The sequence below is a fragment of the uncultured Ellagibacter sp. genome (assembly GCF_934636505.1).
Classification (GTDB): Bacteria; Actinomycetota; Coriobacteriia; order Coriobacteriales; family Eggerthellaceae; genus Ellagibacter.
On record NZ_CAKUAL010000018.1, the window covers coordinates 17,691 to 31,532 of the forward strand.

Below are 13,842 nucleotides of genomic sequence, written 5' to 3' on the forward strand. Positions count from 1 at the left end.
CGCAGCGCGCCTTCCGCACCGCGCGAAAACCTCGCTAGAACCTCAAATCGCGCTCGCCCTTGTGCACGACCGCGGAAATCGCCTCAGCGCACTGGCGGCGGCGCCTCTCGTCCTCGACCTTCTGCAGCTCGCGCTCGATGAGCGCAAAGCCCTTTTGGGAGGTGTCGGGCTTGGCGTAATCGGTCAAGTACTCCGCAAGCGTGACGAGCGCGTTGGGGTGGCAGTAATTCAAGATTTGCCCGCTTTTGCAGAAGCTCATGAACCGATCGCCCGTGCGCCCCGCGCGGTAGCACGCCGTACAGAAGCTGGGGACATGCTCCTGGTCGATCAGCCACGAGACCACGTCGTCGAGCGTGCGCTGGTCGCTCACGTCGAACTGCTCGGTGTCGTGCGGGCGCGCCTGCTCGGTGTAGCCGCCCACGCTCGTGCGGCTCCCGCCCGAGATCTGGCTGATGCCGTAGCGCAGCGCGCGCTCCCGCACCGCCTGGCTCTCGCGCGTGGAGATGATCATTCCCGTGTAGGGCACCGTGATGCGGATGAGCGCGATGATCTTCTCGAACATCTCGTCGGGAATGCCGTTGTCGAACACGTCGGGATCGATGTCCATGGCAGGCTTCACGCGCGGCACGCTGATGGTGTGCGGGCCCACGCCGTGCACGGCCTCCAGGTGCTCCGCGTGCATGATGAGGCCCGCGAACTCGTAGCGATAGCTCTCGAGCCCGAACAGCACGCCCAAACCCACGTCGTCGATGCCGCCCTCCATCGCGCGGTCCATCGCCTCGGTGTGCCAGTTGTAGTCGCTTTTCGGCCCCGTCGGGTGCAGGCGCTTGTAGCCCTCCTTGTTGTACGTTTCCTGGAACAGGATATACGTACCGATCTCGGCCTTCTTGAGCATGCGGTACTCGTCCACCGTCGTAGCGGCGATGTTCACGTTCACGCGGCGGATGGCGCCGTTTTTGTGCTTGATGGAATAGATGGTGTCCATCGACTCCAAGATGTACTCGATGGGGTTGTGCTTCGGATCCTCGCCTGCCTCGATGGCCAGGCGCTTGTGGCCCATGTCCTGCAGCGCGATGACCTCGGCGCGAATCTCGTCCTGCGTGAGCTTGCGGCGCGGAATCTCGCGGTTCATGGCATGATAGGGGCAGTACAGGCAGCTGTTCACGCAGTAGTTCGACAGGTACAGCGGCGCGAAAAGCACGATACGGTTGCCGTAATAGGCCTGCTTGATGTCGTGCGCAAGCTGCTTGATGGCGGCGTTCACCCCCGCATCCTCGCAAGCCAGAAGCACGCTCGCCTCGCGATGGGTTATCATGGCGCCGTGCTCGTTGGCCGGGTGCAGGTGGGGCTTGCACTTCTCCAGAATGTCGTAGCACATCTGCACGTCGTCCTTGTGCGCATCGGCGAAGGCGAGTGTCTCCAAGATCTCCTCGTCGTTGATGAACTCATCGGCGCAGAGCGATTTCGGGTTATACGAATACCCCATGGGGTCCTTCTTTCTTCAGTGCTTTTAAGCGCCCGACGGCGATCACGTCTCGGGCAGGGGCGCCATATCGCCGCGATCGACGACGAGCTCGTAGCCGATCGACAGCATGCGCGTGCCCAAACAACCGCGGCATTCCGCAGCCTCTTCGCCCGTGCATATCTTGTTATCGTACAAATCGTAGTCTTTGCGGCGATTAACCGGCGAAAGGTTCGGCATCACGACGTTGGCGCCGGAAAGGATGCCCCGCTCGCGCCCATCGGGAACAATCGTGCCGAGCGCCGTGGTTGCGGGAAGCAGCACATTCGGCTTGATGAGCCTGATGATCGACAGCAGATAGCACGTGAGCTCCGCCGTGCCCGGCGAAAAGGCGGAAAACGGCGTCGCATGGTGCGGCACGAACGGGCCGATGCCGCACATCTCGGGCTGGAACCGCTCGATGAATTGCAGGTCGCACGCAAGATCGGCCGCGGTTTGGAACGGCGCGCCCACCATGAAGCCGGCACCCACCGCGTATCCGATCTCGCGCAGATCGGACAGGCAGCGCATGCGGTTTTCAAGCGACATCTCGGCGGGATGCCAACGCCTGTAGAGCGTGAGGCTTGCCGTCTCGTGACGCAACAGGTAACGTTCGGCGCCCGCTTCATGCAGACGCTCGTAGCTCTCGCGGCTTCGCTCGCCGAACGACAGCGTAATCGCGCAGTCGGGATGCGCCGCCCGAATACGGCCGATGATGCCGCAGAGCACGTCGTCGGTGAAGAAGGGGTCTTCCCCGCCCTGCAAAACGAACGTGCGAAATCCCAGCTCGTAGCCTGTATCCGCACATTCGACGATCTCGTCAGCGGAAAGGCGATAGCGGCGCGCCGTTGCGTTCGACCGGCGGATGCCGCAGTACAGGCAGTCGTTCTTGCAGAAGCTCGACACCTCGATGAGCCCGCGGGTGAACACCTTCGTGCCGTATACCCGCCTGCGCACGGCATCGGCGCGACTCGCAAGCTCACGGGCCGTGCCGGGCGTGCGCTGCGCGATGAGCCGCTCGTATTCGCCAAGCGAAAGCGAGCGGGTGCGGCACAGCTTGTCGATGAGGAGCGCGAGCCCCTCATCGACCTCACTGCTATGTAAGTCGTCAGGCACCTAGATATCCCACGTCAGCTGATCGGTGTGGAGCAGCTCCTCGGCCTTCTCGGAAAGCGGGCGGCCGTAGAGTCTCTCGTAGAGTGCCGCGATATCGGGGTTTTCGTGCGAGTAGCGCAGCACGTCGGCCCCGTCGAGCGAGTTGAGCACCTCGGCACGCTCGCGCGCGAGCTCCTGGTTGAAGGCAATCGGCTGCCCGCCGCCGCCCACGCAGCCGCCCGGGCAGGCCATAATCTCGACGAAGTCGTAGCTTGCCTCGCCCGATTCGAGCGCGTCGAGCAGCGCCGCCGTATTCTCCAGACCGCTCGCGATGGCGATGCGAAGCTGCAGGCCCGCGATCTCGAGCGTCTTGTCGACCCAGGGCTTATCGGGCGTCGCCGCCGTGGTGTCGCATGTGCTGAAGTCGGGGTTTTCGCCCGTGAGGAAGAACGCGGCAGAGCGAAGCGCCGCTTCCATCACGCCACCCGTGCGCCCGAAGATGGTTCCCGCGCCCGTGGAGGTTCCCAGCGGGTCGTCGAACTTTTGCTCGGGCAGCGCGGCACAGTCCACGCTGAACATGCGCAGCATGCGATCGAACTCGCGCGTGGTGAGCACGGCATCAACATCCTGGCCAGCCTCTGAGGACAGCTGAGGGACGCCCACCTCGTATTTCTTGGCGACGCACGGCATAACGGAGACGACGAAGATGCGTTTTCCCTGCTCGACAGCTTGTTCGGTCAGAAGCGCCTTCGCCGTGGCGCCCAGCATCTGGTGCGGGGACTTGCTCGAGGAGAGCTGCGCGACAAACTGCGGGTAGTGCAGCTTGGCGAAGCGCACCCAGCCCGGGCAGCAGCTCGTGAACATGGGCCGCGGCTTGCCTTCCTTGACCCATTCGATGAACTCGTTCGCTTCCTCCATAATGGTGAGGTCGGCGGCGAAGTCGGTGTCGTAGACGTAGTCGAAGCCGAGCGCGCGCAATGCCGACACCATGCGGCCCTGCGTGGCCTGCTCGCGGGCAAGGCCCACGCCCTCGCCCCACGCCGAGCGGATGGCGGGCGCGACCTGGACCACCGTTATCGTCTGGGGATCGGCAAGCGCCGCGAGCACGTTGTCGGTGTCGTCGCGCGCAGTGAGGGCGCCCGTCGGACAATGGGTGATGCACTGGCCGCAGAGAGCACAGCCCGCATCGGCGATGTGCGCACCGCCAGCAACCCGCACGCCCCGATTGGCCGCGGGGCCGGACATCTCCCACACCGAGCAGTGCTGCACCTTGGCGCATTCGGCGACGCAGCGCATGCAGCGGATGCATTTGGTGGCGTCGCGCTGCAAGGGGAATTCCCCATCCCACGCTTCGAAGGCGAACACGGGGTCACGCTCCAAGTCCGACACGCCGAGCGAGTTCGCGAGATTTTGCAGCGCGCAGGTACCGCTGCGCTTGCACGTGGTGCATTCGCTACGATGACCTGCGAGAATGGTCTTCACGTTCTGGCGACGGGCGGAGATGGCGCGCGGGGTCGCCGTGCGCACGGCCATACCGTCGAACACGGGGGTGTTGCAGGCGGCGGCCAGGCCGTCCTGCCCCTCGACCTCGACCACGCACACGCGGCACGAGCCGATCTCGTTAATCTTCGCCATATAGCACAGCGTCGGGATATCGACGCCGGCGAGCTTCGCGGCATCCAAGATGGTGGAGCCTTCGGGGACCTCTACGGCCACACCGTCGATGGTAACCTTACACATATTGGACCCTTCCCTCGTCAAGAACACCGCAGCCGAAATGGTCGCAGCGCAGGCAGCGGCGCGCTTCCTGGAACGCCTCTTCGGCCGACATCTCCACCTCGACCGCATCGAAGTCTCCCTTGCGCTCTCGTGCGGGGCGCTCCACGATGTTCACGCGGCCGCAGGGCTGACGCCAGTTCGCAGCCGCGGGAGGAACCTCAACGCCGCAATCGAGCTCGTGGTTGAATCCCAGGAAGTCGTCGATGTTGCGCGCAGCCACCTTGCCAGCACCGATGGCGATGATCACGGTCTTCGGGCCCACCTGGCAGTCGCCGCCCACAAACACGTTGTCGAGCGAACCCACCGACTTCAAACCGTCGTCCGCCTCGAAGTAGGTGCGATCGGCCTGCATACCCGCCTCTTCGAACGGCGCGCTCTCGATGTCTTGCCCCACGGCGATGAGCACCACGTCGGCGGGCACGCGAACAAGCGGCTTGTCGGCCTTCTGCGGAGCCGGGCGGCCACGCTTCACGGGGCCGATGAACTGCGGCTGGGTGTACATCGCCACCGCGCGCCCGTCTTCAACCTCGATGTGGTCAGGTGCCTGCAGGGTCATCATTTCGACGCCCTCCTGCATGGCGGAGTCGATTTCCGCACGCAGCGCCGTCATGTCCTCGAGACGGCGGCGATAGGCGACCGTCACGCTCGCAGCACCGGCTCGCACGCTCGTGCGCGCGCAGTCCATGGCGACGTTGCCACCGCCGACGACCACCACGTTCTTGCCCGTGAAGTCGGGGTACTCGCCATCGCCGATCTTGGTGAGCAGATCGACAGCGCTCATGACGCCCTCGGCGTCGGCCCCATCGAGCTTTAAGGTCTTGCCGCCCTGGGCGCCGATGGCCACATACACCGCGTCGTATTCTTCCGAAAGACGGCGCATGCCCTCGGCATCGATGCGGCACTCCGTGTGCACAGTGACGTTGCCCGCCGACACGATGGCGCGGATGTCCTCGTCGAGACGCTCGCGCGGGAAGCGGTACGCCGGGATGCCGTAGCGCATCATGCCGCCAAGCTGCTTGCGCATCTCGAGCACGTGCACCTCATGTCCCATAAGGGCGCAGAAGTATGCGCAGGTCAGGCCAGAGGGGCCGCCGCCCACTACGGCGATCTTCTTGCCCGTGGGCGCAGCGGGGGCGGGAGTCGGCACCTGATCGGCGGCGAGCTGGTCGACCGCGAACTTCTTGATGCCCCGGATGTTGATCGGCGCATCGATGAGCGTGCGGCGGCAGCGATTCTCGCACGGATGCTCGCACACGAACGCGCACGCCGTGGGGAACGGGTTGTCCTTGCGAATCATACCGATTGCCCCGGCGTAGTCACCCGAGCCCGCAAGCGCGATGTAGGCAGGCACGTTCACGTGTGCCGGGCACAACGTTTCGCACGGCACCGTCTGCGCAACGCCTTCGCGGCATTTCCCCTGCTTGACGTGGCTTTCGAACTCTTCGCTAAACGCATCGAGACCAGCGAGGAGCACTTCGGCTGCATGCCAGCCGATGGCGCAGTCGGCGGTGTCGCGCACGACTATGGCCTGGGCGCGGATTTCCTCGAGCGCATCGAGCTCGGCGTCGAACGCGAGCACCTCTTCGAGCAGCATCTCGATATGGGCTATGCCCTCACGGCACGGCACGCACTTGCCGCACGTTTGGCATCCGCCCGCACGCAGCAGGTCGAGCTGCATCGCCACGGCGCACATGCCAGGCGGCGTAGCCTCCACCCTGCGCTCGTACTCGTCCAAAAACGTTGCGAACTTGGCGTCGTCTTTGGCACGTGGCGCGACCGATAGTCTTGCCATATGACCCCCCTCATCGCTTGAGTGATGAAATGTGATAAGATGTGACACGCATGTGACATGCGTCGCTCTCACGATTTCCCACCCTACCATTTCGGCATCAAAGCCCGCAAACCCCAATCAGCCGAAGCGGGAATCTGCAGCCACCAGTGGCATAGGTGACGCAAGCGTGTTCCATCGTTCGGCTTCGTCCCAACGCGCATGACGGGCAGAATCTACCGCTGGGCAAGCTCGCAGGAATTGATTGCTACCTCGCAAGCCACATATGGCTAGAATCGGCCCATACCCCAATCGCAGGGGGAATCCCCATCAATAAGGAGGACCCATGGGCTTCTACAGTGGAAAGACCGCCATCGTCACGGGTGCCGGCTTCGCGGCACTGAAGGACGGCTCCGCCGGATCGATCGGCTACGGCATCGCCACGGCGTTCGCCAAGGAAGGCGCGAACCTCGTCATCACCGGCCGCAACGAGAAGAAACTCAACGCCGCGAAGGAGAAGCTCGAGAGCGCTTACGGCATCGAGGTGCTGACCGCGCAGGCAGACATCAACGCGTCCGCCGACAACAAGGCGGTTGCGCAGGGCGTCGTCGACGAGGCGATGGCCAAGTTCGGGCGCATTGATTTCCTCGTGAACAACGCGCAGGCGTCCGCGTCGGGCGTTACGCTCGCCGACCACACCCCCGAGCAGTTCGATCTCGCCATCTACTCCGGCCTCTACGCAGCCTTCTACTACATGCAGGCCTGCTACCCGCATCTTAAGGAGACGAAGGGTTCCGTCGTAAACTTCGCGAGCGGCGCCGGCCTGTTCGGCAACTACGGGCAGTGCGCCTACGCAGCCGCCAAAGAGGGAATCCGCGGCCTGACGCGCGTCGCGGCAACCGAGTGGGGTCCGGACGGCATCAACGTGAACATCGTGTGCCCGCTTGCATGGACCGCCGCCTTGGAGAACTTCAAGGAGCAGTACCCCGAGGCATACGAGGCCAACGTCCACATGCCGCCGATGGGCCACTACGGCAACGTCGAGACCGAGATCGGGCGTGCGGTGCTCCAGCTTTGCGGCCCCGACTTCAAGTTCATGAGCGGCGAGACCATCACGCTCGAAGGCGGCATGGGCCAGCGTCCGTAAACTGCTTCTGCCGCGTGTCCCCAAACCTCCGCGAACGACTTTTCAAGAATCAACGCAAAACGCCCGAGGCGCAGGTCGGTCGAACCCGACACGCCCCGGGCGTTTTGCGTCACAGGGTTGTGTGCGCGGCGGTCCCAACTCCGTCCGACCCCTGTCCAGCGGCCCGCCCCGTGCCGGCCTTACGCTGGCCCCTGCCCCGCTCCGGCCCCTGCCCCACCCATCCTGTCCCACGCCGAGGCGATACGCGCCGCGATGCCGATAAGGTGTAGAATCGCCTCATCGGCATCGGCGTCGCAAGCGGAAAGCCCTCGGTAGCCCCGCGACACAACTTCACGATGCTATGCAACCAACGAAAGGATGAGCATCATGCAGGTTATCACCGACCAGGTCACCGTGTTCTCGAAAGACAACAAGCCATGCGCCACCGCCAAGCCGGGCGAAGTGCTGCTGTTCAAGACGCTCGATTGCTTCAGCAACCGCATCCCCGACGAGCAGACGACGATGGCCGACCTGGATTACTCCTACGGCTTCGCAAATCCCGCCGCCGGCCCCGTCTACATCGAAGGCGCGGAACCCGGCGACGTGCTCGTTGTCGACATCTTCGACGTGGAAGTCGCCGATGAGGGAACTATCGCCACCGACGACCACTGCGGCCCGCTCTTCGAGACGACGGGCTATCGCACCAAAAAGATTCCCATCAAAGACGGCATGGCCACGTTCAACGAGGTCAGCTTCCCCATCGACCCGATGATCGGCGTCATCGGCACGGCGCCTTCCGGCCCCGACGTCATCGACGGCTTCGTCGGCAGCCACGGCGGCAACATGGACAACAAGAAGATCACCAAGGGCACGCGCCTGTACTTCCCCGTCCGCGTCCCCGGCGCGCTCCTGCAGATGGGCGACGTTCACGCCACGATGGGCGACGCAGAGCTGTGCGGCACCGGCATCGAAATCCCGGCGGAAATCACCTGCCGCGTGCAGCTGGTAAAGGACTTCGAGCTGAACTGGCCGGTGCTCGAAACCTTCGGCGAGGGCGGCAAGTGGTACGTGAACAGTTGCGGCGAGCATTACGAGCAGGCACTCATGAACGGCTCGAAGGAGCTGCAGCGCCTGCTGATGCGCGTCACGGGCTGGGACGCCGTGGAGACCTACATGTACATGTCGGTGCAAAGCGACGTCGAAGTGAACCAGGGCTGCGAGCCGTGCGAAGTCGACGTGTCGCTGCGCATCGGCACTCCGAAGCTGCCGCAGTTCCCCGTACTGATTCCCCAGCCGTAAGGTTTTCCGCTTCCGCAGCGCACGCTGAGGAAGGCCGAGAGCGCAAAAAACTTACCACTCACGAAGAAATGGTTGCCGTTCCGTTCGAATCGGCAGCCATTTCACTATTTAATGAACAATCCATTGCTTTATCGTGCTAAAGTTCACCCTATTACTCAGAGCCGGATAGCGCTTCTAGCTCTGCGTAATGCTTTTTCCTATCGAGATAATGAAAGGAAGGGAAATGGCAGAGCAGAAAGTCTCCGCAGAAAGCGGAGGAATCGAGGCCTTCGGCTACAAGCAGGAGCTGCGCCGCGGCCTTACGCTGAAAGACGTCATTCTCTACGGCGTGTTGTTCATGGTTATCATCGCGCCGCAGTCGATTTACGGTGAGATTCAGCAGGAATCCGGCGGTATGACCCCGCTGGTGTACATCATCGGCTTCATCGCCATCAGCTTCACCGCAATGGGCTACATGCACATGTCGAAGCGCTTCCCCATCGCGGGCTCCGTGTACTCCTACGTGCAGCGCGGCATCAACCCCCATGTCGGCTTCATTGCCGGCTGGCTTATCCTTTTGGACTACATCTTCGTCCCCTCGCTTCTTCTGGTTATGGTGGCGAACTGGGGTGTAGCGCTCATCCCGGGAAGCCCCTGGTATCTGTGGGTCCTCGTGTTCGTGGCGTTCAACACAATCGTCAACATCCGAGGCATCACCATGCAGAAGGGCGTCGACTGGGTCATCTTCGCAATCGAGATCCTCGCGGTCATCGCCTTCATCGCCCTGGGCACGAATTTCATCTTAGGTGGCGGCGGCTCCGGCGAGTTCACCATGGACCCGATCTACCAGCCCGGCAAGGTCGATGTGCACTTCATCGCGGCGGCTTGCTCCATTGCGTGCCTGTCGTTCCTCGGCTTCGACGGTATGTCCACGCTCGCTGAGGAAACCGAAAAGCCTGAAAAGACCATCGGCAAGGGCATCATCATCGCTCTGTGCATCATGGTCGTCGTGTTCGTCGCGCAGACCTACATCGCCGCGCTCATCCAGCCCGATTGGCAGAACATCGACCCTGAAATGGGCTTCTTCGACGCCGCTCTGGCCTGCGGCGGCCCCGTCTTCTACAAGCTGCTGCTCATCGTGAACATCGTGGCCGTGGGCATCGCAAACATCATGAACGCGCAGACCGCGTCCGCCCGCCTGCTTTACTCCATGGGCCGCGACGGCGTGATTCCGCGCGCGTTCGGCAAGGTGCACCCGAAGTTCCAGACGCCCTGGTTCGCCGCTATCGCAATCGGCTGCGTCTCGCTCGTCCTGCCGCTGTTCCTCGACATGGCAACGCTGTCCCGCTTCGTCAACTTCGGCGCGCTGTCCTCGTTCGTGCTGCTGAACATCGCCGTGTTCGTCTTCTTCTTCATCAAGGAGAAGAAGCGCAACAGCTTCGGCGACATCGTGAAGTACCTGATCTGCCCGGTCCTCGGCGTACTCATCCTGTTGTACGTGTTCACCGGCTTCGACGTGCCGACCTATATCGTGGGCGTCGCATGGCTTGTCATCGGCCTTATCATCGGTGCCGTGAAATCGAAGGGCTACAAGGAAGTCCCCGAGGCTTTCAAGAATCTGGAAGTGTAGCGCTTAGCCGAGTTGTTCGGGCTTAAGCTTCGCTTTTAGCAAGGCGCCTCGCAGGTAGCTGCAAGGCGCATCCAACAGGCCGCGTGTTCCGCATACGCGGCCTGTTTTGCATTTGCAGGAAAGGCAAGGGAAAGGCGAGGTTGCCAAATTCCCTCCTATCGTGCACAAAGCAAAAGCGCGCGGACCTGAAAGGACCCGCGCGCTCGATGCATAGTTTGCGACGTGAGATGTATTACAGCTCGATGCGGCCGAACTTCGCAAGCAGTTCGGAGGCGGCGGCGCAAGAGGGGCAATTGCAATACTTGGCGCCCGCCTCCTTGCGCGCGAGCTGCGCTTCGAGCATTTTCGCGGCGGCCTCTTCGCCCATCATTTCCTTCGCCGGGCCCTGGGCGAACGCGATAACGCCATCGATTGTGGTGGGACGCCCCTCAAGGAAGTCGAGCAGCTTGGTGGTCGCAGCCTCAACAGCGGCGTCACTGCTGTCGGCGGCAACAGCGTCTTTCCAGGCAGCAGCCGCGTCCTTGGTGTCCTGCTTGCTCGTGTCAGCAGTGGCGAGGATGCCCGCGCGCTCGGCAACGTAATCGAACAGTTCCTTCTCCATGATGAACCTCCTTGGTTGCGCTTGTAATCCCACGATTATTATAGGATGTCGGCTGCGCGATCCAAGGCGTCATCCCGAGAAAACCGAAGGTAGGCATTCCGTCGAGGGCCCCGGAAACCGCCAAAAGCCCTTTCCCGAACAGCTCACCTCGCCTTGCACTATTCCCCTTTCACCTTGTCGGTCATGTAAAGCCCGACGCGAACCTGATTCCAGGTTTCAGCCTTTTTGTCCACCTTAAGAATGCGACACTCAAGCACGTCGCCATGACCGAAGCGCAACAGTTGGGCTGCAAGGTCGTTCTGATCGCGGGGAATGTAGCCGAGCTTCACGTCCTTGCGATAGATGGCGACGGCGTTGGGATCCGCCGGATTGTGCGGCTCCGCGACAAGGCGCAGCTTCTTGCCCAGCTTGAGCTTGGAAATCACCTTTGCGCCATCCCAGTAACGCATACCAGCAACGTTGAAATCCGCGACGTAACGAGAACTCGAGCTCATGATCGAAGCCGTCCTTTCCTTCTCCTCTTCCGCCCTTTTCAATGTAGTTGCCATTCTATCGGGCCGACAAAATATGCCTGTCCTTGCTATCGGACACGGAAACTATGGGACACTCTTCTTCCCATCTGCTACAATGAGGAAGCATATCGTTATTGCGCCCCTCGAGAAAGCGACTGCCATGGCGTACAACAGCAAGGCGAAGCTCAAAGTTCTCTATCTCTGGAAGATCCTTCAGGAGGAAACCGACGCCGAGCACGGCCTTTCCATGACGCAGATTCTCGAGCGGCTCGATTCATACGGGATATCCGCCGAGCGCAAAAGCATCTACGACGACATCAAGACGCTGCGCGATTTCGACATCGACATCAAAACCTATCAGCGCAACCCCGTGGAATATGCCATCGAGCGACGCGATTTCACCCTCGAAGAGCTCATGCTCATGGTCGACGCCGTTCAATCATGCCGTGCTATCACCGAGCGGCAGGCGCGCATGCTCATCACCAACATCAAACAGCTCGCCACCAACCGCGAGCAGGCGCTTCTCGACCGCCGCATCCACGTCGAAGGACGCATCAAGTCGAAAAGCGAAAGCGTGCTCTCGACCGTCGACGCCATCCACGAGGCTCTTCGCCTGCGCTGCAAAGTTGCGTTCTCCTACCGCAAGATCGGCGCAGACGGCAAGCCCCACGAAACGCGCGAGGGCAAGCGCCACGAGGTAACCCCCGTGGCCATCTCATACGACGACGGGTTCTACTACCTGACCGCATGGAACGACCACCACGCCAATCTCACCGAGTACCGGCTCGACCGCATGGCGAAGGTGAGCGTCGAACGCGATATACCCGCCACCCGCAACGAAGAGATTGCCAATTACGCCTTCGACCAGGGAAAAGCCATCATGTTCGGGCGGTTTAACGGCGAGGAGGTCGTCTGCGAGCTGACCGTCGACCCCGACAAGGTCGAGATCATCACTGACCGCTTCGGCAAGGGCGCAACCTTCCTCCCCTTCGACGGGCAGCAGGTACGGGCGCGGGTGAAGGTGTGCAAGAGCCAGCAATTCTTCGGCTGGGTAGCGAGCATGGGCCGCGCCGTGAGCATCGCGGCCCCGCAGAACCTCGTTGAGGAATACCGCGATTACCTGCACTTTCTCCTCGAAGAATAAGCGCCTGCTGCCAACATGTCGAGCTCGCGAACAGCGGCTTGAACCGTGCCGCCCTCAAGCGATAAACGGATACTGCACCCTTCCAACTCGATGACGTATTCATCTTTTGCTGTGCGGAAAGCCCGACAAGCTCGCTGGCCGAACGCGCAAGAGAGGGGTCCCACAACGACCCACGCGGGACAGCAGTCTTCGGCGTCGCGCCGCAAACTGGCAGGCGGAAGCGAGGTGTCCACCGCTCCCGCGCAGACGGCAAGCTTGCCGTCCAGCGCCCGATACGCCACGAGATCCCCTTCGGAGAAACGCAGGACGAAAGGCGCATCGGAAATCGGCGCGTCAGCGTAGAAATCCCAGGCTATAAAAGCGTCGGCCAAATCATCGCCCAAGGGGAAAACCTCAGGAGAAGACGGCGCACCCAGCATCCACGACGCTTTGAGCTCGCAAACCTCACCCGACATCCCAATCGCGCACGCCGCATCAGGCACGGCGGGCTCGTCCGACACCCCGCGCGCACCCGACCTTCCGGGCGCGCATGCCGCATCGGGAACGCACGACGATTCGTCCGTGTCGCCAAAGAGCTGATGCGCGCCTTGCAATGCCATGCGTGTGCCTCCCGTCGTTTTCTCGATTGGCGCCATTGTAGAACGTCCGTACGAACCAGTCTGTCCATGCTTTTGGACAGTCGTAGCCCAACTGGAAGAGTTTTCCGAAGCATCTCCCGCACCCCCTCGCCACCGCTCGCAACGCGAACGGGAAGCGAGGACGGAAACCGCGAACAGCCCTCGCGTTCGGGCAGCCTGCATCGGGTATCATGGGGGATGCGGCGCGCCATTCGCGGCATGCCCCACTATCGGAAGGACACTCCCTTGCAAACCCAGCAAACCACCTCCCCCGCACGCGAGCGCCTTGTCCGCACGCTTGCCGCCCTGCTTCTGGCAGTGAGCCTGTGCCTTCCCTCGCTTAGCGGGTGCGCAGGCGGCGAAAGCGTCGCGAACGGGGACAATGCGACAAGCTCGCAGCAAGTTTCCGCAGGCAGTGCCGCCGCGAAGCTATCCGATATCCCCGAGTACTCAGGTGCGCTCTGCATCGATATCAACGAGGGGCAACCTGGATTCTCCGCCGATGACGCGGCGCACGGGTCGTTCATGGAATTCAGCGAGCTCGACTTCGAGGGGCGCTGCGGCACGGCGTTCGGCCTTATTGGACCCGAGACTGTCTCCAATGCCGAGCGCGGCGACATCTCGCAGGTTCACCCTTCGGGCTGGGTCCAGCATCGCTACAGCTTCGTCGACCGCGAGATGCTCTACAACCGCAGCCACCTCATTGCGCACCAACTGTGCGGCGAGGACGCCAACGAGCGCAACCTCATCACCGGCACGCGCACGATGAACGCCGTGGGGATGACCTATTA

Annotated in this window: 12 protein-coding genes; 5 read left to right on the forward strand and 7 right to left on the reverse strand. The window is 62.3% G+C overall.

Annotated features, from left to right (window positions below; translation table 11 throughout):
• Positions 1–34: 34 nt before the first annotated feature.
• From hydG to ifcE, 4 genes are read right to left on the reverse strand one after another with little or no spacing between them, the layout of a single operon-like run.
• Entirely contained in the window at positions 35–1,486 is a 1,452-nt protein-coding gene (gene hydG / locus Q0G18_RS03685; RefSeq protein WP_297149586.1) for a [FeFe] hydrogenase H-cluster radical SAM maturase HydG, read from the reverse strand.
• A 42-nt stretch (positions 1,487–1,528) separates the two neighbouring features.
• Positions 1,529–2,617: a [FeFe] hydrogenase H-cluster radical SAM maturase HydE gene (gene hydE, locus Q0G18_RS03690; RefSeq protein ID WP_297149588.1), complete on the reverse strand. Its 1,089-nt coding sequence runs from the start codon at positions 2,615–2,617 to the stop codon at positions 1,529–1,531.
• Complete coding sequence (locus Q0G18_RS03695) at positions 2,618–4,336, reverse strand: [FeFe] hydrogenase, group A (protein ID WP_297149590.1); 1,719 nt, start codon at positions 4,334–4,336, stop codon at positions 2,618–2,620.
• Positions 4,329–6,167, reverse strand: coding sequence for a putative FAD-dependent oxidoreductase IfcE (ifcE, locus tag Q0G18_RS03700; RefSeq protein WP_297149593.1), 1,839 nt, complete (start codon positions 6,165–6,167; stop codon positions 4,329–4,331). Before ifcE ends, Q0G18_RS03695 begins: the two co-directional genes overlap by 8 nt.
• A gap of 322 nt (positions 6,168–6,489) precedes the next feature.
• Here ifcE and Q0G18_RS03705 point away from each other — a divergent pair, with 322 nt between their 5' ends.
• The 3 genes from Q0G18_RS03705 (at position 6,490) to Q0G18_RS03715 (ending at position 10,177) form a co-directional block, all read left to right on the forward strand.
• Positions 6,490–7,290 carry an SDR family oxidoreductase gene (locus Q0G18_RS03705; protein WP_297149595.1) on the forward strand — a complete coding sequence of 267 codons (801 nt, stop codon included), beginning with the start codon at positions 6,490–6,492 and terminating at the stop codon, positions 7,288–7,290.
• A 366-nt stretch (positions 7,291–7,656) separates the two neighbouring features.
• Positions 7,657–8,568, forward strand: coding sequence for an acetamidase/formamidase family protein (locus Q0G18_RS03710; protein ID WP_297149597.1), 912 nt, complete (start codon positions 7,657–7,659; stop codon positions 8,566–8,568).
• A 223-nt stretch (positions 8,569–8,791) separates the two neighbouring features.
• A complete protein-coding gene (locus tag Q0G18_RS03715) occupies positions 8,792–10,177 on the forward strand; it encodes an APC family permease (protein ID WP_296061451.1) in 1,386 nt (461 codons plus the stop codon).
• 232 nt (positions 10,178–10,409) lie between these two features.
• Here the strand turns inward: Q0G18_RS03715 and Q0G18_RS03720 are convergent, their stop codons facing one another.
• On the reverse strand, positions 10,410–10,778 hold the full coding sequence (locus Q0G18_RS03720) for a 3-hydroxyisobutyrate dehydrogenase (protein ID WP_297149599.1): 369 nt from the start codon (positions 10,776–10,778) through the stop codon (positions 10,410–10,412).
• Between the two features lie 158 nt (positions 10,779–10,936).
• Positions 10,937–11,272, reverse strand: coding sequence for an HIRAN domain-containing protein (locus Q0G18_RS03725; protein WP_297149601.1), 336 nt, complete (start codon positions 11,270–11,272; stop codon positions 10,937–10,939).
• 178 nt (positions 11,273–11,450) lie between these two features.
• Here Q0G18_RS03725 and Q0G18_RS03730 point away from each other — a divergent pair, with 178 nt between their 5' ends.
• Positions 11,451–12,434, forward strand: a complete 984-nt coding sequence (locus Q0G18_RS03730) for a WYL domain-containing protein (RefSeq protein WP_297149603.1) — start codon at positions 11,451–11,453, stop codon at positions 12,432–12,434.
• Here Q0G18_RS03730 and Q0G18_RS03735 read toward each other — a convergent pair.
• Entirely contained in the window at positions 12,407–13,033 is a 627-nt protein-coding gene (locus Q0G18_RS03735) for a hypothetical protein (RefSeq protein ID WP_297149605.1), read from the reverse strand. The two genes, Q0G18_RS03730 and Q0G18_RS03735, sit on opposite strands and share 28 nt — an antisense overlap.
• A gap of 264 nt (positions 13,034–13,297) precedes the next feature.
• Between Q0G18_RS03735 and Q0G18_RS03740 the strand changes: the two genes are divergently transcribed.
• The coding region (locus tag Q0G18_RS03740) for a DNA/RNA non-specific endonuclease (RefSeq protein WP_297149607.1) at positions 13,298–13,842 on the forward strand (545 nt) is incomplete at its 3' end.